General features: G+C 63.7%; 19 protein-coding genes. 4 read left to right on the forward strand and 15 right to left on the reverse strand.

What is annotated here, in order from left to right:
- Positions 1-300 precede the first annotated feature (300 nt).
- The 5 genes from ACZ0AV_RS16500 to dctP form a co-directional block, all read right to left on the reverse strand.
- Positions 301-2,202 carry a beta-ketoacyl synthase gene (locus tag ACZ0AV_RS16500; RefSeq protein ID WP_499152023.1) on the reverse strand — a complete coding sequence of 634 codons (1,902 nt, stop codon included), beginning with the start codon at positions 2,200-2,202 and terminating at the stop codon, positions 301-303.
- 408 nt (positions 2,203-2,610) lie between these two features.
- On the reverse strand, positions 2,611-3,942 hold the full coding sequence (locus ACZ0AV_RS16505) for an IS4 family transposase (RefSeq protein WP_499149135.1): 1,332 nt from the start codon (positions 3,940-3,942) through the stop codon (positions 2,611-2,613).
- Positions 3,943-4,070: 128 nt separating this feature from the next.
- Complete coding sequence (gene dctM / locus ACZ0AV_RS16510; RefSeq protein ID WP_499152024.1) at positions 4,071-5,351, reverse strand: C4-dicarboxylate TRAP transporter large permease protein DctM; 1,281 nt, start codon at positions 5,349-5,351, stop codon at positions 4,071-4,073.
- Entirely contained in the window at positions 5,348-5,986 is a 639-nt protein-coding gene (locus ACZ0AV_RS16515) for a TRAP transporter small permease (protein ID WP_499152025.1), read from the reverse strand. The genes dctM and ACZ0AV_RS16515 overlap by 4 nt, the downstream gene beginning before the upstream one ends.
- Before the next feature lie 164 nt (positions 5,987-6,150).
- Entirely contained in the window at positions 6,151-7,146 is a 996-nt protein-coding gene (gene dctP / locus ACZ0AV_RS16520; RefSeq protein WP_499152026.1) for a C4-dicarboxylate TRAP substrate-binding protein DctP, read from the reverse strand.
- Positions 7,147-7,159: 13 nt separating this feature from the next.
- Here dctP and ACZ0AV_RS16525 point away from each other — a divergent pair, with 13 nt between their 5' ends.
- Entirely contained in the window at positions 7,160-7,429 is a 270-nt protein-coding gene (locus ACZ0AV_RS16525; RefSeq protein ID WP_499152027.1) for a hypothetical protein, read from the forward strand.
- A gap of 45 nt (positions 7,430-7,474) precedes the next feature.
- Here the strand turns inward: ACZ0AV_RS16525 and ACZ0AV_RS16530 are convergent, their stop codons facing one another.
- From ACZ0AV_RS16530 to ACZ0AV_RS16575, 10 genes are all read right to left on the reverse strand, one after another.
- Positions 7,475-8,860 (reverse strand): sigma-54-dependent transcriptional regulator, encoded by a 1,386-nt coding sequence (locus ACZ0AV_RS16530; protein ID WP_499152028.1) that lies wholly within the window; start codon positions 8,858-8,860, stop codon positions 7,475-7,477.
- Complete coding sequence (locus tag ACZ0AV_RS16535; protein WP_499152029.1) at positions 8,857-10,674, reverse strand: sensor histidine kinase; 1,818 nt, start codon at positions 10,672-10,674, stop codon at positions 8,857-8,859. Before ACZ0AV_RS16535 ends, ACZ0AV_RS16530 begins: the two co-directional genes overlap by 4 nt.
- 77 nt (positions 10,675-10,751) lie before the next feature.
- On the reverse strand, positions 10,752-11,747 hold the full coding sequence (gene rfbD, locus ACZ0AV_RS16540) for a dTDP-4-dehydrorhamnose reductase (RefSeq protein WP_499152030.1): 996 nt from the start codon (positions 11,745-11,747) through the stop codon (positions 10,752-10,754).
- Positions 11,744-12,289, reverse strand: a complete 546-nt coding sequence (rfbC, locus tag ACZ0AV_RS16545) for a dTDP-4-dehydrorhamnose 3,5-epimerase (RefSeq protein ID WP_499152031.1) — start codon at positions 12,287-12,289, stop codon at positions 11,744-11,746. Before rfbC ends, rfbD begins: the two co-directional genes overlap by 4 nt.
- Complete coding sequence (gene rfbA / locus ACZ0AV_RS16550) at positions 12,289-13,158, reverse strand: glucose-1-phosphate thymidylyltransferase RfbA (protein ID WP_499152032.1); 870 nt, start codon at positions 13,156-13,158, stop codon at positions 12,289-12,291. The genes rfbC and rfbA overlap by 1 nt, the downstream gene beginning before the upstream one ends.
- Positions 13,155-14,222 carry a dTDP-glucose 4,6-dehydratase gene (rfbB, locus tag ACZ0AV_RS16555; protein ID WP_499152033.1) on the reverse strand — a complete coding sequence of 356 codons (1,068 nt, stop codon included), beginning with the start codon at positions 14,220-14,222 and terminating at the stop codon, positions 13,155-13,157. The genes rfbA and rfbB overlap by 4 nt, the downstream gene beginning before the upstream one ends.
- A 50-nt stretch (positions 14,223-14,272) precedes the next feature.
- A complete protein-coding gene (ypfJ, locus tag ACZ0AV_RS16560) occupies positions 14,273-15,136 on the reverse strand; it encodes a KPN_02809 family neutral zinc metallopeptidase (protein WP_499152034.1) in 864 nt (287 codons plus the stop codon).
- 25 nt (positions 15,137-15,161) lie between these two features.
- Positions 15,162-15,596: a DUF411 domain-containing protein gene (locus ACZ0AV_RS16565; RefSeq protein ID WP_499152035.1), complete on the reverse strand. Its 435-nt coding sequence runs from the start codon at positions 15,594-15,596 to the stop codon at positions 15,162-15,164.
- A 322-nt stretch (positions 15,597-15,918) separates the two neighbouring features.
- On the reverse strand, positions 15,919-17,013 hold the full coding sequence (gene trmA, locus ACZ0AV_RS16570) for a tRNA (uridine(54)-C5)-methyltransferase TrmA (RefSeq protein WP_499152036.1): 1,095 nt from the start codon (positions 17,011-17,013) through the stop codon (positions 15,919-15,921).
- 1,318 nt (positions 17,014-18,331) lie between these two features.
- Positions 18,332-19,621, reverse strand: a complete 1,290-nt coding sequence (locus ACZ0AV_RS16575) for an NCS2 family permease (RefSeq protein WP_499152037.1) — start codon at positions 19,619-19,621, stop codon at positions 18,332-18,334.
- Between the two features lie 300 nt (positions 19,622-19,921).
- Between ACZ0AV_RS16575 and ACZ0AV_RS16580 the strand changes: the two genes are divergently transcribed.
- From ACZ0AV_RS16580 to ACZ0AV_RS16590, 3 genes are read left to right on the forward strand one after another with little or no spacing between them, the layout of a single operon-like run.
- Positions 19,922-21,613 (forward strand): Hsp70 family protein, encoded by a 1,692-nt coding sequence (locus tag ACZ0AV_RS16580; protein ID WP_499152038.1) that lies wholly within the window; start codon positions 19,922-19,924, stop codon positions 21,611-21,613.
- Between the two features lie 5 nt (positions 21,614-21,618).
- Entirely contained in the window at positions 21,619-23,154 is a 1,536-nt protein-coding gene (locus ACZ0AV_RS16585; RefSeq protein ID WP_499152039.1) for a J domain-containing protein, read from the forward strand.
- A complete protein-coding gene (locus tag ACZ0AV_RS16590) occupies positions 23,151-24,881 on the forward strand; it encodes a J domain-containing protein (RefSeq protein WP_499152040.1) in 1,731 nt (576 codons plus the stop codon). Before ACZ0AV_RS16585 ends, ACZ0AV_RS16590 begins: the two co-directional genes overlap by 4 nt.
- Positions 24,882-24,909: the final 28 nt, after the last annotated feature.

Consider the following 24,909-nt stretch of genomic DNA (forward strand, 5'->3'; position numbering starts at 1 on the left):
TTCGCGCCGAGGGCGACGCTCCTGCGGGGTTGTGCGATGCGCTTTCTGTAGGAGCCGCGACCCCGCGGCGAACTGTCTGGCCAACGCGAAAATCGCGGTATGGCCACAATGGTTCGCGCCGAGGGCGACGCTCCTGCGGGATTGTGCGATGCGCTTTTTGTAGGAGCCGCGACCCCGCGGCGAATCGTCTGGCAACGCGAAAATCCCGGTATGGCCACAATCGTTCGCGCCGAGGGCGACGCTCCTGCAGAACGCAGCTAATCATTGCCCAGGCGCGTACTGCGGGAGGGCAGGCTTGAATCAGTCGAGCATGTCGCGGTAACGATCATCCTGCTTGTAGATCAGCGGCTGGGCGAAACCGGGCACCTTGATCTGCTCGCTGCCGATATCGATTTCGCTGTCGTCGATCAGGTCGTTGCCGAAGTTGTAGATGATATCCAGCTGGCCCTTGAGCGCCTGCTCGTCGTAGGCGCGGGCGGTGGCACGAGTCTGCTCGCGGCGCTGCTGGTAGGCGCTGAATGCCGCTTCGCCATGGCGCTTGCGCAGCATGCGCTCGACCACGTGGGGGGCGAGCACTACGGCGCTGGCGTTGTTGCCGCCAAAGCCCTTGGAGTTGATGAAGCACACGTCCATGCACTGGTCGTGGCGATCGGTGTTGCTGATGCTCAGGTGCTGCTGATGCACATCCGCCGCTACTGCATCGATGGTCTTGATGCCGGGAATGATGCCGTACTTGAAGGTGCCCAGCGCGGAGATCACCTGATCGCCACTGGCGGTGGCCAGGGAGTGGCCGACGAAGGCCTTGACCGCGGCCACCGGCCAACTGTCGATGGCGAACGCCGCCGCGACGCGGTCCAGCAACTCGGATTCGGTGACCCGGTTGGCTGGCGTGCTGGAGCCGTGGGCATGCACGAAGCTGCGCTGGCGCACCGCGTCGACACCCAGCAACTGCACGGCGCTGGCCACGGCCTTGGCGACGGTCAGGTAGTTGCCTGGCCCTGGCGCGGAAATCGATTTCTTGAAGCCGTCGGCGTTGATGAATACATCAGTGGCCGCGCCGTGGATATCGGCGCCCAGCTGCAGGGCCAGTTCGTCGTCCATCAGCACCACGAACTGGCAGGCTTCGGACAGGGTGAAGCCACAGTTCTCGCCGAATGGGCGGCTGGCACGGCGGAAGTCGACATCGTCGCGACCTTCGATCAGGCGCAGGCCGTCCTCGGTGGCCAGGGCACCCATGGCACCGTAGCCTTCGATGCATTCGGCGTTGATCGGTGCCTCGCTGTTGCCGACGATCACCACGCGCGCCTTGCCGGCATTGATCTGTTCGATGCCCTTCTGCAAGTTGTACAGGAAGGTCGCGCAGGCGCCGGTGACACTGCCCGTGGTGCCGACGCTGCCCAGCACGTAGGCGTTGATGAAGTCGGCCGGCATGGTATTGAGGCCCAAGGCCAACTGCTTGGAGCTGACACGGTGGCCCTTGAGACGTGACTGCATCAGGCCGCCGAAACCGTTTTCGTCGAGCTGGCTCATGATGCTGCCGGCGAACACGGCGATTTCGTCCGGTGCCACGTTGTCGACGATGGTCTGCCACGGCACGCCCGTGGCGCGCAGGGCGTCGGTCACGCCGACCACGGCCATCTGCAGGCCGCGTGGGTGGAAGCGCGAGTTGTAGAGTTCGCCGGGTTCGAAGCCGGTCGGCAACTGGCCGGCGGACTTGACCGGCAAGGCACGGTAGCTGTCGACCTTGAATTCGCAGCTGTCGTGCAGGGTGACGCGCACGTCGTTGCCATTGAGCTCCTCGACCGACCAGTTGGCCGGCAGTGGCTCGGGCAGCTGTTTGCGGTTACTGACGAAGGTCAGCTTGCCGCCTTCGCCGTTCAGGGCGATGCATTTGTGCCAGTGAGCCGCGTCGGGATCGAGGTGCTGTTTTTCGATGCGGCGCACCAGGGTCGAGGCCAGGACCTGCTCGCCGTAGCGCTGCTCGATGGCGGCGGCGGACAACGGTTCGCCGTCCAGGCTTTGGTAAGCGCCATCGATCACACGTACCTGCTTGGTCATCACCGCCAGGCCGACGAGGGTTTCGCGGCGCGCCTGTTCGTCCAGCGATTCGATCACCGTACGGCGGAAACCGTGGTGGAACGAGCTGCGGCCGGCGGCATTGTAGCCACCGAATCCAACGATCACAGGTAGACGAGACTTCACGCGAAACTCCTTCAAATAAGTACACCGGCACGGCGCTGAGACGCTCGGGCCGGGTCATCAAGTCGATGCAATCGCGCTAAGTTCGTTGAAACGGGCGGCGGGTCGACTGTTTGCATGCCTATGCTGACGCGATCTGTGACTCGTGAGTCACTGCCGAACGCCAGGTAAGGTTTCCCCGTACCGGCTGCATTGGCCGTGGCGATCTGCTGGGTAGACATAATCGGTAATAATGACCAGCCGCCGCCGGAAAGGCTAGTGGTGCGTGTCACCAATCGCTGTCTGACACCCCCGCCAGAAACTCGCATGCCGCTTGGCGACTGGTCCAGTGAGCGGGCCAAGGCGGCTCCGTGCGGGGAGCATGTCAGACATGCGGGCATGAAAAAGCCCGGCGCGAGGCCGTAATGCTGTTCACTTAAGCGGAGCAGCCTTACGATCCACCGGATAACGGGTTTTGGAAATCTTCACCGTCCGCGGTCTTGGTGGCCTCGGACGGTGATCCAGAAACAGTCCCCCGATACCTCCGCGCAACTCTACCAACCGCCTACCTGTTGCCGATACCGGATTGGCGGCCGCCATGACGATCAATTGCACAGCGATGTACTGGCAGGCCGGCTTGAACCGTATGTCCGAAGGCGTTCGGCCGAAGGCTACTGCGGCTTGGCTGGCCTCTCGTCGTATGACGTTGTAAGCCAGCAACAGACCCCAGACCTCCTGATAAATCAGCTCGACCTTCTTGCTGCGCAGTGTCACGGCGTTCTGCTGCATCGAGCTTTTGATATCTCGAAACCCCAATTCAATCTCCCAGCGCTCCAGGTACAGCTGGGCTACAGCTTCTGCGCTGTAGTTCTCGGCAGGTAGCGATGTGAGCAGCGACCTGATCTGCCCCATGCTTTCATAGCTGACTTCCCGCGCCTCCCAGTGTGTAGGCAAGTTCGGGTTTCGCTTGCGCGCCTGGGGCGAAACCTTCATCCGAATACGACGATCGTGCTCGCCATAACGCTCGACTTCCTCCATGACCAGCTTCTTGCGAGCCGGCGTTAACCAGTGACGATTGTCGCCACCCTCAGCGACGCTCAACAACAGATCCGCGCCCCAAAAGCCTTTATCGAACAGCGTTATCGAGTTGTCCGGAATCTGCTCAAGGAGGGTCTCGGCCAAGCGCATCTCACTACCACGGTACGGGCTGAGTTGGGCATCGAGGATCACGTGGGAACGCACATTCATCAGCGCAACCAGGCGTAACATGGGAAACGGTGTCTGGCGCTCGGTACCCGTGTTGCCCGAGCCGAAATGCTCTCGCAACTCAGGTGAATCGGGTGTTCTCAGCAACGCACCATCCACCGCGAACACCTGCAAACCGCCCCAGTCATCCCCCTCGTATCGCTCGCAGCCCCATTGTTTACCTGTCTGGCGAAACAAAGACTCGACTGGATCGGCTCCCAGTCGCTTCCGTGCTTCAGTTACGCCGCTACGTGCCAGTAGCTGATCGGAGGCCAAGCCTTGGGCGCAGATATTCAGGCGTCTGGCCACTTCGTGCACAGGCTCGTCGCGAAACAAGGCCATGCCCAGCACCAACCAAAGCACTTGGTCGCTTGGCAGACGCCGCCGCCGGATAGTGGCTTGTGCAGATAGGTCCAACGCACTGGCAACCCATTCAACAGGGATATTCTGGGTGAAGGTGCTGAGGTCTGAGAAATTGAAGAGGTCGCCGAGGTCGAGCAATTGCTGCTGAATAGGCATAAAAAAATCCGATACCAGGGAGCTGGTATCGGATTTTCTAGAAGTCCCGGCTTAGGCTCAAATGCTTAAGTGAACAGCATTACGGCGCGAGGCCGGGCTTTGTCGTTCTGACTTACTGTGCAGGCAGGTTACATGCCCAGCAAGTTTGGCAGGCCAAGCGAGATGAACGGCACGTAGGTCACCAGCATCAGGAACGCCAGCATCACCAGCAGCCACGGCGACACCGCGCGCACCACGCGGGTCAGTGGCATGCCGGTGACCGCCGAGGTGACGAACAGGTTGAGGCCGGTCGGCGGGGTGATCAAACCGATTTCCATGTTCACCACCATGATGATGCCCAGGTGGATCGGGTCGATGCCCAGCTGCATGGCGATCGGGAAGAGGATCGGTGCCAGGATCAGGATGATCGCCGACGGCTCCATGAAGGTACCGGCGATCAGCAGCACGATGTTCACCACGATCAGGAACTCGATCGGGCTGAAGCCCTGCTCGACTACCCAGGCGGTGATCGACTGCGGGATCTGCTCGGTGGTCAGCACGTGGGCGAACAGCATGGCGTTGGCGATGATGAACATCAGCACCACGCTCAGCTTGCCGGCCTCGATGATCACCTTCGGGCACTCGCGGACGGTCATGTCCTTGTAGACGAAGATCGCCACGAACGCGGCGTACACCGCGGCTACCGCAGCGGCTTCGGTCGGTGTGAAGGCGCCCGAGTAGATGCCACCAAGGATGATCACGATCAGCAGCAGGCCCCAGCCGGCTTTGCGTCCGGCCACCAGGATCTCTTTCATCGAGGCGCGCGGCAGCGACGGCATGTTCTGCACGCGGGCCATGATGTAGATGACCACCATCAGCACCAAGCCGAGCAGCAGGCCTGGCACCACACCGGCCATGAACAGCTTGCCCACCGAGGTTTCGGTCGCGGTGGCGTACACCACCATGACGATCGACGGCGGGATCAGGATGCCCAGGGTACCGGCGTTACACACGATACCGGCGGCAAAGTCCTGCTTGTAGCCCGAGCGCACCATGCCGGCGATGACGATCGAACCGACCGCTGCCACCGTGGCCGGCGACGAGCCGCTGAGGGCGGCGAAGAGCATGCACGCCATGATCGCGGCGATGGCCAGGCCACCCTTGATGTGACCGACGCAGGCGTTGGCGAAGTCGATCAGACGACGAGCCACGCCGCCGCTGGTCATGAACGCACCGGACAGCAGGAAGAACGGAATCGCCAGCAGGGTGTAGTGCTCGCTGGTTTCGAACAGTTTGATCGCCAGCGAACGCACCGAGTCGTTGCTGAAGAACAGGATGGTCATGGCCCCGGACAACCCCAGGGAAATGGCCACCGGAATGCCGATGAACATCAGCACGAACAGCGCAACGAACAGGAAGACAATAGTCATTTGGTGGTCTCCGCCTTGTCGGTTTCAGCCAGCTTCACGGCGTCGTCCACTTCGCTGTGCAGGCCCAGGCCTTGTTGCTTGCCTTGCAGCACGCGAATGAAGATTTCCAGGAATCGCAGGAACATCAGGGAAAAGCCGATCGGCACGATCATCACGATGTGCCACTGCTGGATGCCGAAACGGTCCAGGTCCTCGGCACCGGTGCCCACGCTGTACAGCACGGCCACCCACTGCTCGCTGGAATAGGCCATCAGCACGCAGTAGCCGAGGCAGATGATCAGGGCGACGATGGCCATCAGGCGCTGGTTGGCGGGGTTGAACTGGCGCACCAGCAGGTCGACACCGATGTGCGCGCCGATGCGCACACCCCAGGCCAGGCCGACAAAGATCAGCCAGCCGAACATGGCCTTGGTCAGGGCCACGCTCCAGGTCATTTCCTGAGCGACATAGAGAATGCCGTCGCCGATGCTGAACATCGCATCGTTGGCGAACGGCAGGGAATCTCCCAGGCTGTAGAAAACGCCGTAAAGGTTGTTGAACACCACATACGAGAAGGTGACCAGGGTCATGCCTGCGAGCAGGAATGCCACCAGAAACTCTTCCAGGTTGTTCCAGACACGAGCGACAGCGTGCATGGGAATCTCTCCGTCAGTAGAGCGGTCGCGAAGCGACCCAAGAGACAGCAACGCCCATGGCTCAACAGCTAGGCTGCAGCCCTGAAGTGTCAATGTCGGTAAAGCGGGCGGCGACTCCGCCTAGGAGTCACCGCCGGATAGCCCCGTGTGCGGGGCCGGCAGCCTTAGTTGGCCTGGTTGGCAGCTTCCGCGGCCTTGATCAGATCGGCACCGATCTCGGCTTCGAACTTCTTCCATACCGGACGCATGGCTTCGCGCCACTCTTCACGCTGCTCGGGTGTCAGGGTGACGATTTCGGTGGTGCCGGCATCGATGATGCGCTGCTTGTCGTTCTGGTTCAGCTCTGCGGCCTGCTTGTTCACCTCGACGGAAACTTCAGCCAGGATCGCGGTCAGCTCGGTACGGATGTCTTCCGGCAGGCCTTCCCAGAACTTGGTGTTGGTGATCACCATGTAATCGAGGACACCGTGGTCGGTCTCGGTAATGAACTTCTGCACTTCGTGCATCTTCTGGCTGTAGATGTTCGAGTAGGGGTTCTCGGCGCCGTTGACCACACCGGTCTGCAGGCCCTGATAGACCTCGGCGAAGCTCATCTTGCGTGGCGCGGCGCGCAGCGCCTTGAACTGCTCATCCAGCACGGCGGATGCCTGTACGCGGAATTTCAGGCCGCGCGCGTCTTTCGGCTCGACCAGCTTCTTGTTGGCCGACAGCTGTTTCATGCCGTTGTGCCAGTAGCCCAGGCCGGTGATGCCCTTGCTTTCCATGCTGGTCAGCAGGGCCTTGCCTTCTGGGCTTTGCTGGAAGCGGTCAACCGCCTCGATGTCGTTGAACAGGAACGGCAGGTCGAAAACCTGGATTTGCTTGGTGTAGTGCTCGAACTTGGCCAGCGATGGGGCGATAAGCTGTACGTCACCAAGCAGCAGTGCTTCCATTTCCTTGCCATCGCCAAACAGCGAGGAGTTCGGGTAGACCTGTACGGTGACCTTGCCGGCCATACGTTCGTCGACGAGCTTCTTGAACAGCAGTGCACCTTGGCCTTTCGGGGTGTGCTCGGCCACGACGTGGGCAAACTTGATGGAGATCGGATCGGCGGCCTGAGCCATGCCGGCGATGCTCAGCGACAGAGCGCAAACCAGTGCCTTAGCGGTGAATTTGAACATGCGGTGCTTCCTCTTGTTGTTGGATATCGTGCTGGGCGCCGAGGCGCTGAAACGAGTAAACAAGAGCAAGTCGAGGATTGCCGCTGAAGCGGCAGAATCGGTTGGCAGCGATTTTGGCCTGGACTTGTACTTGTTTTTCGCTGATAGCAGTAAAGCAAGCAGTATGCCAGCAGGCAACAAAAACGCGCAGGACAGCTATGCGCAGCACGCAAAGCCTTGTTTGTCATGGGTTGTTGAATTGTATCGGACAAGGCGGCTGCTCATGCAGCCGCTGCGATCTTGAGGAGAGAGAGACCACCGCTCACGTAATCGGCAGAAATCCGCCTGTTTACTCGAGGTCCTCTGGCGAGCTTCCGCCAGCATCGGCAAAATTGAGTCCGTGCTTGCGCAGCTTGTCGTGCAGGGTCTTGCGTGGCACGCCCAGCGCACCAGCGAGGCTGCGCAGGGAGCCATGGTTGCGGGTCAGCTCGGCGGCGATCAGGGCGCGCTCGAAGGCTTCGACCTGTTCACTGAGGCTGCCGGTCTGCGCCGGGCTGTGCAGCTGGCTGTCAGTTGATAGCTCCAGGCCCAGGTCGAGCCCGAGGGCGAAGCGCTCGCCAGCATTCTGCAGTTCGCGCACGTTGCCCGGCCAGGGGTGGCGCAGCAGCAGGGCGCGTTGGCCGGGCTGCAGCTCACGCTGCGGCAGGCCGTGACGAGCACTGGCGCTGTTGGCGAAATGCTGGAACAGCACCAGGATGTCTTCGCCGCGCTCGCGCAAGGGCGGGATGCGCAGCGGCGCGACGTTGAGACGGTAGTACAGGTCGGCGCGGAAGCGACCCTGATCGGCTGCGGTGCGCAGGTCTTCCTTGGTGGCGGCGATCACGCGGATATCCAGGGGAATCAGCTGATTGCCACCCAGCCGCTCGACCACGCGCTCCTGCAGCAGGCGCAGCATCTTGACCTGCACATCCAGGCTCATGCTCTCGATTTCGTCGAGAAACAGCGTGCCCCCGTTGGCGAATTCGAACTTGCCGATGCGCCGTTTTTGCGCGCCAGTGAACGCGCCGGGTTCATGGCCGAAGAGTTCGCTTTCCACGACCGACTCGGCCAGCGCACCGGCGTTGATCGCCACGAACGGTCCATCACGGCGGTTCGACAGGTCATGCAGGGCGCGGGCTACCACTTCCTTGCCGGCGCCGGTTTCACCGAGGATCAGCACGTCCGTGCTGATCCCGGCGAGCGAGCCGATCTGCTCGCGCAGACGCTGGATCGCCGGCGAGTGGCCGACCAGTCGCCCGGACAGCTGCTGGCGGTCGGCCAGGGCCAGGCGCAGGCTGCGGTTATCCAGCACCAGGCGGCGCAGAGCCAGGGCGCGGCGCACACTTTCCAGCAGGTCTTCGCTGGCGAACGGTTTTTCCAGGAAGTCGTAGGCGCCGGCGCGCATCGCCTGCACGGCCAGGGGCACGTCGCCGTGGCCGGTGATCAGCAGCACCGGTAATTCGGGGTCCTGTTCGTGCAGTTGTTGGAGCAACTGCAGGCCATCGACGCCGGGCATGCGGATATCGCTGACTACTACGCCGGGCCAGTCGCGATCGATGCGCTCGGCGAGCCCCTGGGCGTCGGCCAGGGTGCTGACCTTGAGGCCCGCCAGGTCGAGGGTCTGGCTGAGCGCCTGGCGCAGGTGCGGATCATCGTCGATCAGCAGAACCTGGGTACGGGCGTCGATGGTGGTCATACGGCGAAGTCCTCGGGCGGCTGGATGTTCACGCCATTTTCGGCGGTGCGCAGGCGTAGGATCAGGTGAGCGCCGCCATTGGGGTGGTTGCTGAACAACAACTCGCCACCCAGGGCGCGCATCAGGGTATCGCAGATCGCCAGGCCGAGGCCGAGGCCCTGGGCACTGGTCTTGGTGGTGAAGAAGGGCTCGCGGGCATGAGCCAGCGCCGTCTCGGAAAAGCCCGGGCCATTGTCGCGCAGGTGCAGGTCGACCAGGTTGTCGTGCAGCTCGGTGCTGATCCAGATGCGCCGTGGCTGCGCTCGTTCACGCAGGGCATCGAGGGCATTGGCCAGCAGGTTGCTGAGCACCTGGCGCAGGCGGGTTTCACCGGCCTGCACCCATAAGGTGGCGTCGGGCAGGTCGCGGATCAGCTCCACGTCCATCGCCCGGCGGCGCTTGGCCAGCAGCGCCAGGGCGTCGTCGATGGCCGGTTGCAGGGCCACGCTTTCCGGGGCGTGCCGGTCGCGTCGGGCGAACGCGCGCAAGTGAGCGATGATCGAGGCCATGCGCTCGGTGAGCTGGCTGATCAGCTTGAGGTTGCCGCGGGCATCCTCGGTGCGTTGGTGGTCGAGCAGTACGCCAGCGTTCTCGGCATAGCTGCGAATGGCCGCCAGTGGCTGGTTGAGTTCGTGGCTGATGCTGGCGCTCATGGTGCCCAGGGCCGTCAGCTTGCTGGCCTGCACCAGTTCGTCCTGGGCCTGTACCAGCTTCTGCTGGGCCTGCTCGCGCTCCAGCACTTCCTGCTTGAGGTGGCTGTTGAGGCGCTCGAGGTCCTGGGTGCGCTCCTGTACGCGTTGTTCCAGCTCCTGACGGGCGCGGGTGCTGAGGGCGATGCGGTCCATATAATGCCGGCGGCGCTGCATCATCAGGCCGAGCAGCAGGATCAACACCAGCAGGGTGCCGCCGCCGATGGCCACCACGGTGCGTACCGAACGATCGAGCACTGCACGGGGCGCCAGGATGGAGACGCTCCAGCCGGTCTCGTCGAGCACCCGGCTTTGCGTCAGCCAGACGTCGGGGTCCAGCTGCAGGGGCGGTGGCGCCTGCGTCGGGTACGGCTGGATCGCCGCGATGGAGGCGCGCTCGGCCTTGTCCAGTGGGCGGCTGGCGTGAAACCGCCAGTCCGGTCGCGAGGTCAGGATCACCACGCCATTGCCGTCGGTCACCAGCAATTGTTCCGGTGTGTTGCCCCACAGGCTCTCGGTGTGGTCGAGATCGACCTTGATGACCATCACGCCGATCTTTTGATCACCGTCGTAAACGGCGGAAGCGAAGTAGTAGCCGCGCTTGCCAGACGTGGTGCCAAGGCCGAAGAAGCGGCCCAGGCGGCCCGCGAGGGCTTCCTGAAAGTAAGGGCGGAAGGCGAAGTTGCCGCGCACGAAGGTGTCCTGCTGATCCCAGTTGGAGGCCGCCAGGGTGTCACCGGCCAGGTTCATCAGGTAGATCACGTCGGCGCCGGTCTGCTGGCGCACGCGTTTGAGCAACTGATTGGCCGCGGCCTGGGCGTCTGCATTGGCCGGGGTCGTCAATACCGTGCGCAGGCCGGGCAGGTCGCCGAGAATCGGCGGCAGCACTTCGTAGCGGCGCAGGGTGCCGAGCAGGTTGGCGACGTAGAGGTCGAGGGTCTGCCGGTTCTGCTCGGTCAGCTCGGTGCGGTAATAGCGTTCGGCAAGGTGCTGCAGCGGCCACAGCAGCGGCGCGAGAAGCAGTGCCAGCAGGGCCAGGCTGCGCCAACGAGGGCGTTTGGGGATGGGCGTGGGAATCGTGGTCATGAAGTCGGCGCCAGAGAGACCTGTGCATTATGCACGCAAGTCGTCGTTGCTGGCGCCCGGGCCATCGCGTGGCGCGGCTAGCGAGGGCGGTTCAGGCACTCGGCCAGGCCATCTTGCCAGTCCGGCAGGTGCACGCCCCAGTCGCGCTCCAGGCGGCTGCAGTCGAGCCGCGAGTTGAGCGGGCGCCGGGCAGGGGTTGGGTACTCCGTGGTGGCAATCGGCGTCAGTCGTGCAACGGCCTTGCCTTGCGCAAGCAGTTGCGTGGCGATAGCTTCGGCAAAGCCGAACCAGGAGGTCTCGCCCCGCGCGGTAAAGTGATAAAGGCCCCAGGCCGAGCCTTGCCCGTTCTGCCAGCGCTCGATCAGTTGCGCGGTGGCCGTGGCAATGCTGCCTGCCCAGGTCGGTGCGCCGATCTGGTCAGCGACCACGCTGAGTTGCTCGCGCTCCTGCAGCAGGCGCTGCATGGTGAGCAGGAAGTTGCGCCCATGCAGCGAGTACACCCAGCTGGTACGCAGGATCAGGTATTTGCCGCCGACCGCGGCGATGGCCTGTTCGCCGGCCAGTTTGCTTTCGCCGTAGACGCCCAGCGGGTGGGGCGGGTCGTCCTCGTCGTAGGCGGCGGGCTTGCTGCCGTCGAACACGTAATCGGTGGAGTAGTGGATCAACGGCACGTCGAGCCTGGCCGCTTCTTCGGCGAGCACGCCAGGGGCGATGGCGTTGATGGCGAAGGCCGCCTCCGGCTCGCTTTGCGCGGCGTCGACCGCGGTGTGCGCGGCGGCGTTGATGATCAGGTCCGGGCGCAGATGGCGGACCGCGTCGCGCAGCAGCCCGGTATCGGCAAGGTCCAGTTGCTCGCGGCCCAGTACGATCAATTCGTGCTCAGAAACTACCTGCGTTGCCGCTGCTTCGTTAAAAGCAGGCTCAAAATGCTCATGTACTACTCGTACACTCCGCTTTTTCTCCTGTTCTTGCCTCGCATCGGCTGCCTCGCCTACGTTTCTCAACGGCTTGTTGAGCAGCAATTGCAGTTCACGGCTGACCTGGCCATGCTGGCCGAGCAGAAGGATCTTCATGGAAACAGCTCGGCTTGGTCGAACGCCAGGCCCTGTTGGTCCTTGGCCGACAGCTTCGGCTCGCTTTGCAGCTGCCAGTCGATGGCCAGCTTCGGGTCGTCCCAGCGGATGCAGCGCTCATGCTCGGGCGCGTAGTAATCGGTGGTCTTGTAGAGGAATTCGGCGAACTCGCTGAGCACCACGAAACCGTGGGCGAAGCCTTCGGGTACCCACATCTGCCGCTTGTTGTCAGCGGAAAGGTGGGCGCCAACCCACTGGCCGAAGGTCGGTGACTGGCGGCGCAGGTCAACGGCCACGTCATACACCTCACCCGCCGTGACTCGTACCAGCTTGCCCTGGGCCTGCTGAACCTGGTAGTGCAGGCCACGCAATACGCCGCGTTGCGAGCGCGAGTGGTTGTCCTGTACGAAGTCCGGATTCAGGCCGGTCGCTTCGCTGAAAGCGCGGGCGTTGAAACTTTCGAAGAAAAAGCCGCGCTCGTCGCCAAAGACCCTGGGTTGCAGAATGAGTACATCGGGAATGCTGGTTTGAATGACGTGCATCAGTTGTCCTCGGCAAGGCTGAACAGGTACTGGCCATAACCGGTCTTGCCGAAGGCCTTGGCCTGGGCCAGCAGGCGGTCGCGGTCGATCCATCCCTGCCCGTAGGCGATTTCCTCCAGGCAGGCGACTTTCAGACCCTGGCGATGTTCGATGGTTTGCACGTACTGCGAGGCTTCCAGCAAGCTGTCGTGGGTGCCGGTGTCGAGCCAGGCGAAACCACGGCCGAAGCGCTCTACGCGCAGGTCGCCGCGCTGCAGGTAGGCGTTGTTGACGTCGGTGATTTCCAGCTCGCCGCGCGGCGAGGGTTTGACCGCCTTGGCGATCTCGATCACGTCGTTGTCGTAGAAGTACAGGCCGGTCACTGCGTATTGCGAGCGCGGCTGGGCAGGCTTCTCTTCGATGGAAATGGCCTGGCCCTGAGCATCGAACTCGACCACGCCGAAGCGCTCGGGATCGCGGACCCAATAACCGAACACCGTGGCGCCCTGGTCCGCAGCGGCAGCGCGCAGCAGTTTTTCGGTGAAGTGCTGGCCGTGAAAGATGTTGTCGCCAAGGATCAGGCACACCGAATCGTTGCCGATGAACTGCTCGCCAATGATGAAGGCGCGCGCCAGGCCATCCGGCTCGGGCTGTTCGGCGTAGCTCAGCTGCAGGCCGAACTGGCTGCCGTCGCCGAGCATCTTCCGGAACTGCGGCAGGTCATGGGGCGTGGAGATGATCAGAATCTCCCGGATGCCGGCCAGCATCAGCACCGACAGCGGGTAGTAGATCATCGGCTTGTCGTAGATCGGCAATAGCTGCTTGGACACACCGAGGGTAATCGGGTGCAGACGGGTGCCGGAGCCGCCGGCGAGGATGATGCCTTTCACTGTGCGTGCTCCTTGGGGGCGCCGAGCCGCTCACGTTGATAACTGCCGTCCTGGACGCGGCGGCACCAGTCGAGGTTGTCGAGGTACCAGCGCACGGTCTTGCGCAGGCCGCTGGGGAATGTTTCCTCTGGCGTCCAGCCGAGCTCGCGCTCGATCTTGCTGGCGTCGATGGCGTAGCGCAGGTCATGGCCGGGGCGATCGGTGACGAAGGTGATCTGCTCGCGGTAGCTGCCTGCGGCGCGCGGTTGCAGCTCGTCGAGCAGGTCGCAGATGGCCTGCACCACGTCGAGGTTCTTCTGCTCGTTGTGGCCGCCGATGTTGTAGGTCTCGCCAACCGTACCGCGGCTGACCACCTGCAGCAGGGCGCGGGCGTGATCCTCGACGAACAGCCAGTCGCGTACCTGCTGGCCGTTGCCATACACCGGCAGCGCTTTGCCATCCAGGGCATTGAGGATCACCAGCGGGATCAGCTTCTCGGGGAAGTGGTACGGGCCATAGTTGTTCGAGCAGTTGGTCAACAGCACTGGCAGGCCGTAGGTGCGCTGCCAGGCGCGTACCAGATGATCCGATGCAGCCTTGCTGGCCGAGTAGGGCGAGCTGGGGGCGTAGGGCGTGGTTTCGGTGAACAGGTCGTCGACGCCGTGCAGGTCGCCGTACACCTCGTCGGTGGAAATATGGTGGAAGCGGAACGCCTGGCGGCGGGGCTCGTCCAGCTTCGACCAGTAGGCGCGAGTGGCTTCTAGCAGCGCGTAGGTGCCGACGATGTTGGTCTGAATAAATGCCGCGGGGCCGTCGATGGAGCGGTCGACATGGGACTCGGCCGCCAGGTGCATGATGGCTTCCGGCTGAAACGCCTGCAGCGCCTCGGTCACTGCCGGCTGGTCACCGATGTCCGCCTGCAGGAAGCGGTAGCGTGGGCTGTTCTCGACGTCGCGCAGCGATTCCAGGTTGCCGGCGTAGGTCAGCTTGTCGAGGTTGAGCACCTCATGATCGGTATCGTCGATCAGGTGACGTATCAGGGCTGAACCGATGAAGCCGGCGCCGCCGGTAACGAGAATGCGCATGTGAAAAGTGCCCAACCATTAAAAAAGGTGAAGTATGCCTGCTCGGCGGGTCATAAACGAGCGGTTGAAAAGGTGTCGCAGGCGCTGACCTGGCCGCCTTCGAAACCGGTGGTGAACCAGCGCACGCGCTGCGCCGAGGTGCCGTGGGTGAACGAATCCGGCACCACCCGGCCACGTGCCTGCTCCTGCAGGCGATCATCGCCGATGGCATTGGCAGCGTTCAACGCCTCCTCCAGATCGCCCGGTTCGAGCCAGTCCAGGCGCCGCTGGGCATGGTGTGCCCAGATGCCGGCCAGGCAATCGGCCTGGAGCTCCTGGCGCACCAGCAGGCCATTGGCGCCTTCGAGGTTCTCGCCGCGCTGGCGCGCCGCATCGACCTTGGCGGACACGCCTAGCAGGGTCTGCACGTGGTGGCCAACTTCATGGGCGATCACGTAGGCCTGGGCGAAATCGCCCGCGGCGCCATAGCGCTGTTCCAGATCACGGAAGAAACTCAGGTCCAGATAGACCTGTCTGTCACCGGGGCAGTAAAAGGGGCCGACCGCCGAGTTGGCGAAGCCACAGGCGGAATTCACGCCGCCGTCGAACAGCACCAGGGTCGGGTCCTGATACTGCCGATTGGCGGACTGGAAGAGCTCGCGCCAGGTGTCCTCGGTGTCGCCGAGTACTGCGCGCACGAACTGCGACTGTTCATCGTTTTCTGCGGGTTGTTCCGTCTGGCTCGTCGGGTAGCCACCGGATTGGCCAGCCAACTGACCGAGGATCTGCAACGGATCCTGGCCCATCAGCAGGCCGACGACCACGACGATGGCGATGCCGCCAAGACCCAGACCGCGGCCCCCGCCGAACCGTGAGCCTCCACCGCCCCGCGCGTCCACGACGTTGTCACTGCGGCGTGCTCGTTTCCAGCGCATGGCGATATCCTTTCAAGAGGGCGGGTCAGTTACCCGGATAACTACTGACCACGCTTTCGGCGCCTTGTGCGTCTAATCCAATCACCTGATAGGCATCGCGGATGTTGCCACGCTCCATGCCAGGCGAACCGGTGGGCATGCCGGGTGCGGCGATGCCAAGGAGGTCGGGGCGTTCGCGCAATTTGAGAATGTCCGCCGCCGGCACGTGACCCTCGACGAATTTGCCGTCGATCACGCCGGTGTGGCAAGAGCCCAGTCGCTCGGGAACACCCAGGCGCTCCTTGACCGCGTGCATATCGGTTTCGATATGGTCGTTGACCTGGAAGCCATTGGCCTGCAGGTGGCTGATCCAGCCCTTGCAGCAGCCGCAGTTGGCATCGCGGTGCACGTCGATGGTGAGCGGCTCGGCAGCCTGTGCGATACCGGCGAACAAGCCGGCGATCAGGAGCAGTGGGCGCACGCAGGGATCCTCGAGGCGATGAATGTCGAGCGAGCATAGCGCCGTGCCGGACGATTTGCTCGAACCGGTTGCCCGTTGGCACGAAGGTGCTGGCAGTACGTTTCTACAGGCAATAAAAAACCCGCCGAAGCGGGTTTTATACTGACCAATGCCAACATCCTGTCGGCCGCCATCCTGGCTATGGTCACGTCATCCCTGACCTGAGCACGTCCTGTGCTGCAGAATGAGGTCAGATTACGGGGTATTCACGGTAGCGGCGAGAGCGAACCTGCGCGCCGTCGTGTAAGCCTTTCGCTATGGAGCCGTCCGCTGGTGCCTGATCTCAGCGGCGAACCAGCAATACCCCGGACTCCATGTGATGGGTATAGGGAAACTGGTCGAACAGGGCGCAGCGCTCGATGCGGTGGGTGTCGTGCAGTTGGGCGATGTTCTGCGCCAGGGTTTCCGGGTTGCAGGAGATGTACAGAATGCGCTCGAAACGCCGGGTGAGTTCGCAGGTGTCGGTGTCCATGCCGGCACGTGGCGGGTCGACGAACACGCTGCCGAAGTCGTAGCTTTTCAAGTCGATTTCAGCCAGGCGACGGAACGGGCGCACGTCGTTGAGCGCCTCGGTCAGCTCTTCGGCGGACAGGCGCACCAGCGTCACGTTGTCGATGCCGTTGTCGGCCAGGTTGGCCAGGGCCGCATTGACCGAGGTCTTGCTGATTTCGGTGGCCAGCACCTGGCGCACACGGGTGGCCAGCGGCAGGGTGAAGTTGCCGTTGCCGCAGTACAGCTCCAGCAGGTCGTCGTCGCGATCGCCGAGCACGTCGTAGGCCCAGCCGAGCATCTTCTGGCAGACCTCGCCGTTGGGCTGGGTGAAGGCGCCCTCCGGCTGACGGTAGCGGAAGGTGCGGCCGGCGACCTGCAGCTGCTCTTCCACGTAAGGACGGCCGACCACGATGCGCTTGCCCCGCGAGCGCCCGACAATGCTCACCTCCAGTTCCTCGGCAAGCACCTTGGCTGCGGCCTCCCAGGCGTCGTCCAGGGGGCGGTGATAGCAAAGGGTGATCAGCGCATCGCCGCTCAGGGTGGTGAGGAACTCGACCTGGAACAGCTTGAAGCCCAGCGTGTGGCTGGCCTGCCACGCGGCCTTGAGGCGCGGCATCAGCGCATTGATGCGCAAACTGGCGATGGGGAAGTCTTCGAAGAAGATCGGGCTGTGCTTGTCGCCGGCCTCGAACATCGCGTAATGGCGGTTTTCGCTGCCAGCCTCGCGCCACAGGCGGAACTCGGTGCGCAGGCGGTAGTACTCGCGCGGCGACTCGAACACCTCGGGCTCTGGCGCAGCGAACGGCGCGAGCAGCTCGACCAGGCGGGCCTTCTTCTCGGCGAGTTGGGCGTCGTAGGTGGCGGGGTCGAATGCGGGACGGCTCATCGGTCACTCAGGCGGCTGGAAAGCGGGGCGCCATTGTAGCGATTCCGTTGCCGAAGTGCCGGTGCCGTCGATTATTGGTGGGGCGGGACGCGTAGCGTCCGGGGAGACGTTGCCACGCAGAGCGGTAGGGCGTACTCGCGAAGCAGTACGCCGTTGCCGTTGTGTCAGATCGACGTGGTTTGGCGGACTGTTCGCTTCGCTCCCGAGTCCGCCCTACGCGCTTGAAAGCGGGGCGCCATTGTAGCGATTCCGTTGCCAAAGTGCCGGTGTCGTCGATTATTGGTGGGGCGGGACGCGTAGCGTCCGGGGAGACGTTGCCACGCAGAGCGGTAGGGCGTACTCGCGAAGCAGTACGCCGTTGCCGTTGTGTCAGATCGACGTGGTTCGGCGGACTGTTCGCTTCGCTCCCGAGTCCGCCCTACGCGCTTGAAAGCGGGGCGCCATTGTAGCGATTCCGTTGCCAAAGTGCCGGTGTCGTCGATTATTGGTGGGGCGGGACGCGTAGCGTCCGGGGAGACGTTGCCACGCAGAGCGGTAGGGCGTACTCGCGAAGCAGTACGCCGTTGCCGTTGTGTCAGATCGACGTGGTTCGGCGGACTGTTCGCTTCGCTCCTGAGTCCGCCCTACGCGCTTGAAAGCGGGGCGCCATTGTAGCGATTCCGTTGCCGAAGTGCCGGTGCCGTCGATTATTGGTGGGGCGGGACGCGTAGCGTCCGGGGAGACGTTGCCACGCAGAGCGGTAGGGCGTACTCGCGAAGCAGTACGCCGTTGCCGTTGTGTCAGATCGACGTGGTTTGGCGGACTGTTCGCTTCGCTCCTGAGTCCGCCCTACGCGCTGGAAAGCGGGGCGCCATGTAGTGATTCCGTTGCCGAAGTGCCGGTGTCGTCGATTATTGGTGGGGCGGGACGCGTAGCGTCCGGGGAGACGTTGCCACGCAGAGCCGTAGGGCGTACTCGCGAAGCAGTACGCCGTTGCCGTTGTGTCAGGTCGACGTGGTTCGGCGGACTGTTCGCTTCGCTCCTGAGTCCGCCCTACGCGCTGGAAAGCGGGGCGCCATTGTAGCGATTCCGTTGCCGAAGTGCCGGTGTCGTCGATTATTGGTGGGGCGGGACGCGTAGCGTCCGGGGAGACGTTGCCACGCAGAGCGGTAGGGCGTACTCGCGAAGCAGTACGCCGTTGCCGTTGTGTCAGATCGACGTGGTTCGGCGGACTGTTCGCTTCGCTCCTGAGTCCGCCCTACGTGCGGCCGAAGTGCCGTCACCGTTGATCATCGATGGCGAAGGGCGCGTCCGGGAACGCGTTCCCACGCAGAAGCTCTTAGAAGAGCGCCAGCTTGATTACGCAGAACACCGCCAGTGCCACCAACATGCCGTTCAGCTCGCGGAAGCGCCCGGCCAGGGTCTTGGCCGCGACCCAGGTGATGAAGCCAAAAGCGATACCGGTGGCGATCGAGTAGGTCAGCGGCATCGCCAGGGCGGTGACCACCACGGGCGCGGCGACGGTGATGTCGCTCCACTCGATCTCGGCCATGCCCGAGGCCATCAGCACGGCGACGAACAGCAATGCCGGCGCGGTGGCGAAGGCCGGCACGCTGCCGGCCAGCGGCGCGAAGAACAGCGCGAACAGGAACAGCACGGCGACCACGATGGCGGTCAGCCCGGTGCGCCCGCCGGCGCTGACGCCAGCTGCGGATTCGATATAGCTGGTGGTGGTGCTGGTGCCCAGCAGCGAGCCGCCGAGGGCGGCGGTGCTGTCGGCGATCAGGGCGCGGCCCATCTTTGGCAAGTGGCCGTCCTTGCGCATCAGTCCGGCCTTCTTGGCCACGGCGATCAGGGTGCCGGAGTTGTCGAACAGGTCGACGAACAGAAACGCGAAAATCACGCTGATCAGGCCGACGTCCAGCGCGCCGGCGATATCCAGCTGCATGAAGGTAGGAGCCAGCGACGGCGGCATCGACACCAGGCCGCCGAACTGGCTGATTCCGAGCAGGATGCTCAGCCCGGTGACCACCAGGATGCTGATCAGCACCGCGCCGGTGATGCGCAGCGCTTCCAGGCCAATGATCAGGAAGAAACCGAGAATCGCCAGCAACGCTGCCGGCGAGCCGAGATCACCGAGGCCGACCATGGTCGCCGGGTTGGCGGCGACGATACCGGCGTTCTGCAGGGCGATAAGCGCCAGGAACAGGCCGATGCCGGCGGCGATTGCCGAGCGCAGCTCCAGCGGAATGCTGTTGATGATCCATTCGCGGATCTTGAAGATCGACAGCAAGAAGAACAGGCACGCCGACAGGAACACCGCACCCAGCGCGACCTGCCAGGTGTGGCCCATGCCCATGACCACCGTGTAAGTGAAAAAGGCATTGAGGCCCATGCCCGGCGCCAGGGCGATCGGGTAGTTGGCGATCAGGCCCATCACCGCGGAACCGAAGGCCGCTGCCAGGCAGGTGGCGACGAACACCGCGCCCTTGTCCATGCCGGTCTCGCCGAGGATGCTCGGGTTGACGAACAGGATGTAGGCCATGGTCAGGAAGGTGGTGACTCCTGCGAGTATTTCGGTGCGTACGTTGGTGTTGTGCGCTTTGAGTTGGAACAGTCTTTCCAGCATGCGGGAGCTCCCGGGGCGGCGAACGCGCGTTGACAGAGGCAGAGGGCAAGCAAAGCACATCGTGTGCCAGCAGGGCTGGCGACAGTTCAGGGAGCCCCCTGGCATGCTGCTGATCCGCGAAAGCGCGGCATCATAACAGCTCGCCGTGCGCCCAGGCAGACGTCCCTGCGGCCGAGTGTCGGCAGCTTCGCAAAGTCGACGCGACGGGCTTTACCGCGGCCGGTCGGAACGCTCTAATGTCGACCTTTAAGGGAGCACAGCGCTCCAGGTTCGGCTACGCACAGGGAGGCTGCGGCCACGATGATCATAGGAATAGACCTCGGCACCACCAATAGCCTGGTTAGCGTCTGGGATGGCGAGGCGGCCCGGCTGGTGCCCAATGCGCTGGGTCGTTTGCTCACGCCCAGCGTGGTTGGCCTGGATAACGATGGGCAGGTGGTGGTGGGCGATATTGCCCGTGAGCGCCTGCAGACCCACCCGCAGCTCACCGCTGCGCTGTTCAAGCGCAACATGGGTAGCGCCCAGAGTACCCGTCTGGGTACGCGCTCGTTCCGCCCCGAAGAATTGTCCGCTCTGGTTCTGCGCAGCCTCAAGGAGGACGTCGAGCGCGCCTACGGTCAGCCGGTCAGCGAGGCGGTGATCAGCGTGCCAGCGTATTTCAGCGATGCCCAGCGCAAGGCCACGCGTATCGCTGGCGAACTGGCCGGCCTGAAGGTCGAGAAACTGATCAACGAGCCCACCGCCGCGGCCCTGGCCTACGGCCTGCACCAGAAGGGCGAGGCGACCTTTTTGGTCTTCGACCTGGGCGGCGGCACTTTCGACGTGTCGGTGCTGGAGCTGTTCGAAGGGGTCATGGAAGTGCGCGCCAGCGCCGGGGACAACTTCCTCGGTGGTGAGGATTTCGACGATGCCGTGGTCGCTCATTTTTTGAATGCCATGAACGGCCAGGGCCTGCCCGACCCTCAGCAGCCAGCGATCCATCAGCGCCTGCGCCGCGAGGCCCAGCGGGTGCGCCATGTCTTGGGGCAACAGTCCGAGGCGGTGTTCCAGCTGCGCGAGGATGGCCGCGAGTGGACGCTGCCGCTGAGCCAGGACAAGCTACTGAGTAGCTGCGAACCGCTACTCGAGCGTCTGCGCGCGCCCATCGAACGCGCCCTGCGCGATGCGCGCATCAAGGTCGCCGGCCTCGATGAAGTGCTGCTGGTAGGCGGCACCACGCGCATGCCGCTGGTACGCAAGCTGGTGGCCAGCCTGTTCGGGCGCTTTCCGGCCATGCACCTCAACCCGGACGAGGTGATCGCCCAGGGCGCCGCCATCCAGGCCGCGCTCAAGGCCCGCGATGCCACGCTGGAAGAAGTGGTGCTTACCGACGTCTGCCCCTACAGCCTCGGCGTAGAGATCTCCAAACAGGTCGGTTCACAGCACCAGGCCGGACACTACCTGCCGATCATCGAGCGCAACTGCGTGGTGCCGGTGAGCCGGGTAAAAAGCGTGCAGACCCTCCAGGACGGGCAAAAGCAGGTCAGCGTGCGAATCTTCCAGGGGGAGAGCCGGCTGGTTGCCCACAACATCTTCCTTGGCGAACTGGACATCGACGTGCCGGCGCGCCCGGCCGGCGAGGTGTCGCTGGACATCCGCTTCACCTACGACATCAACGGCCTGCTCGAAGCCCAGGTGGACACCCCCCTGACCGGCGAGAGTCGACGCCTGGTGATCGAGAACAATCCCGGCGTGCTTAGCCCCGAAGAAATCGCCGAGCGTTTCACGGCGCTGGAGGCGCTCAAGGTTCACCCGCGCGACCAGCAGGTCAACAGCGCCCTGATGGCGCGCATGGAGCGCCTCTACCAGGAGTGCCTGGGCGATCTGCGTGAGCACGTCGGACAACTGGCCGCGCAGTTCGCCAGCATTCTCGAACGCCAGGACGAGCGCGAAATCCGCGAGGCGCGTGGCGAGGTGGCTGCGCGACTGGATGCCATCGAGCAGGGGTACTGAGCGTTATGAATCCCTGGACGCTGCTTGGCCTGGACGCCGACGCCGATACCCGCAGCATCAAGCGCCGCTACGCGCAGTTGCTCAAACAGACCCGGCCCGACGAGGACGCGGATGCCTTCCAGCGCCTGCGTGAGGCCTACGAGCAAGCCCTGGCCCATGCCGCCGCCCAGGATCAGCCGTGGGATGCCTGCGCCAAGCACTGGCAAGCGCCTGCCGAGTTTCCATCGCCCTTGGCGCAGCGAGAGCCGCCGTCGATGGCCGCTGCCGAGTCATCGCAGCAACTGCGCCTCGAGCAATTGCTCGAGACCTGCGATTCGCTGGACGCCGCGTTGCAGCAGGCCCGAGAGCAGGGACTTGAAGCGCCGCTGCAGCGTCATCTGCTGTTACGTTGCGCGAACCTGGACGAGCAAGGACTGAGCATTCTGCGCTGGGGCCTGCAGCGCTTGCAGTGGCTATCGCCCTGGCAGGCCGAGTACCTGCCGCGCACCCATTCCGACGCCCTGGCCGAGCGCCTGTTGGTGCTGGAGCTGGATACCTTGCAGCACCGCTTGCAGGCCGGCGAGGAGCGCGCCGTAGTAGACGTCGCCGCTGCGCTGCTGACCAGCGACTGGCTGCACTCGTTCGACCGCCGCCGACAATTGCACGACGGCATGGTCTGGATGCTCGAAGTCACCGAGCACTGGTCGCCTGCGCTGTTCGAGCGTCTGTGCCAGCTGTTCGGTTGGAACGAGGAGACCGGTGAGCTCCCCTGCGCCCGCGAGCGCTGGTATGGCCTGTGCTGGCGTTGTGAACGCCAGGCGGCGGGGCAGCGCCTGCTGCAGCAGTTGCAACTGGATTGGCCGTTGCGTGCCGAAGAACGCGCGACCTGGCTACTGCTCAAACCCATGGAGGAGCGTGAAGCCCGGCTGTTGGTCGATCATTTCGACGACGAGGACTGGCAGGCCTGCCAGGCGCTGGACGAGCTGCTAACCGAGCGCTATCCCGAGCTGGCGGATCGGTTCGGGCTGCAATGCGACGCTCACTGGCAGCGCTGGCTGCCGCGCCAATGGACGGTGCCAGCCACGGTCTACGCCTGGTTGCTGCTGTTCGCCGCCATGTTTGGCACCTCGCTGCAAGAAGCGCAACTGTCGCTCTACCTGGAGCGCTCTGGCGGATATGTCGGCCTGGCGTTCAAGGACCTGCTCATCAGTGCCGGGGTGATCGCCTGGATGGTGATGCTTGCCAGCGGCTGGGGCCGCCTGGCACGTTACCTGACGCGCCTCGATGTGCCGCTGAGTCGTTTGCTGTTGCCGGCCGCCTGGCATGACAGGGCGGCCGGCATGCTGGTGCTGCGCCACGCACTACCGGCCGCCTTGTTTGCCGTACTGGTCGCCGGTTTCGGGCCGACTCTGGGACCCAGCTGGGCGGCGTTTGGCTATGCATTCGTCCTTCAGGTGGCATTCCTCGCGCTGGTCGGCGCCCGGCGAGCCCCTTGGCCGCGCTGGTCGATGTGGCGCAGCGGGGCGTTCAAGGTTGATTACAGCAGGAGGGCCGAGTGGTGAACCCCTGGAGCCTGCTCGGCCTGGAAACCGACGCCGATACCCGCAGCATCAAGCGCCGCTACGCACAGTTGCTCAAACAGACCCGGCCCGACGAGGATCCCGAAGCGTTTCAGCGGCTGCGGGAAGCCTATGAATGTGCGTTGGACTGGGCTGAGCGCATTCAGGGCGCGAAAGAGCAGCCTGCCGCGGAAGAGCCCGTCACGCCACCCCCGTTCGATTGCGCGCAGCAGATGAGCGCACCACTGACTGAAACCCAGAGGCAACACCGCGACGAGCGGGCTTGGGTGGTCCGCTTGCCGGATAGCTGCAGCTCGCTCGACGACGCTCTGTTCCAGGCGCGTGAGGCGGGCCTGGAGCAGACGCTCGAATTGGAGTTGCTACGCCGCTGCCTGCTGCCTGGCGACGAGGCCGTCGACACCGTGCGCTGGGCCATGGCGCAATTGGACTGGCTGACGCCCTGGCAGGCCGATTATTTGCCGCTGGCAACGATGAATGACCTGGCAGAACGGTTGCTGAATGCCGAGCTTTGGAAGTGGCATGCGCAACTTGAGACTGGCCAAGAGCGCGCGGTTCTTGAGTCCGTCGCACAGTTGACAAAGCAGCCTTGGGTACAGCCATTTGATCGCAGCAGTCATCTGCAGCAAGGGGTGTTGGGGCTGCTCGAGGGTAACGTGGGCTGGTCGCTGACATTCTTCGATGGTGTTTGCCAGCTGTTCGGTTGGAATGAGGCGCACGGTCAGATTCCCTGTAGCAGCGAACGTTGGGAGCAGCTCTGTGCATGCAGCGATGCGATGGCGTTACGTGCTGAGTTGAGGCATTCGCTGAACGAAGATCCACCGGCGTCACCGTCGTCACGTGCCGCCTGGCTGTTGCTAAAACCCATGCGCCAAGGCGAGCGTCGCAGGTTGGTCGACGACTTCAATGATGCCGACTGGCAGGCCTGTGAAGAATTGAGTTGGCGTGTTGAGCAACACGACGATGCGATGGATGACCTTGGTTTGACCTATCTGCAACAGTGGCGGGACTGGCACCCAGGCGGCGGCTGGGTGCAGTTGTACCTGTTGCTTTGGCTGGGCCTTTGCCTGGTGATGTTCATGTTGAGTAGCAATGCATCCGAAGGCCCTGGTGACCTGGCCCTATCGGTGGGCGTCGTGGCGGCCGTTGGCACGGCGTTGTTATTCGTGTTCCGGGTGTGCATCAAGGTCTGGAGCAGATTGGCCAGGTGGTGGGTGATTATTGATGTGGGCATCAGCCAACGGCTGATGCCTGAACGGTGGGTGCGTGGCGGGAGTGGCCTGCTGCTGCTGAGGCATATCGTGCCCAGTGCTGCATTTGCCGCACTGGCGGCTAACTGGCCAGCGGGGCCTATAGCCTCCACGGCACTGGCTGTGACGACGTTCATGCTGTGCGTGCAGTTCCTCGATATCGCCTCTCGCGGCGGAGCGCCGGCTGCCTGGCTGATCCGTGCCTGGCGGCTGTTGGCCCCGCTGGGCAAACAGATCCTGATCTGGGTGCTGATCTTGGTGACGGCGTTCGTGCTGTCAAAAATGATCATCGAATGGAAACAGCGGGAGCGGGAGATACAGGCAAAGTACCCGACGTCACTTTCGGCTGCCTGTAAGATTCTTGGCTATATGAGCCACGAAGAGTGTATGGGGGCCATGAGCGAGAAGCGCGAAGCAAGGCGGAACTCGGACCAGACGCCTTCGGAAGCGCGGGTTCCGTAGCACGCGTCTCGCTAAGAGAAACGTTCCA

This window comes from Pseudomonas sp. AC532, assembly GCF_979258965.1.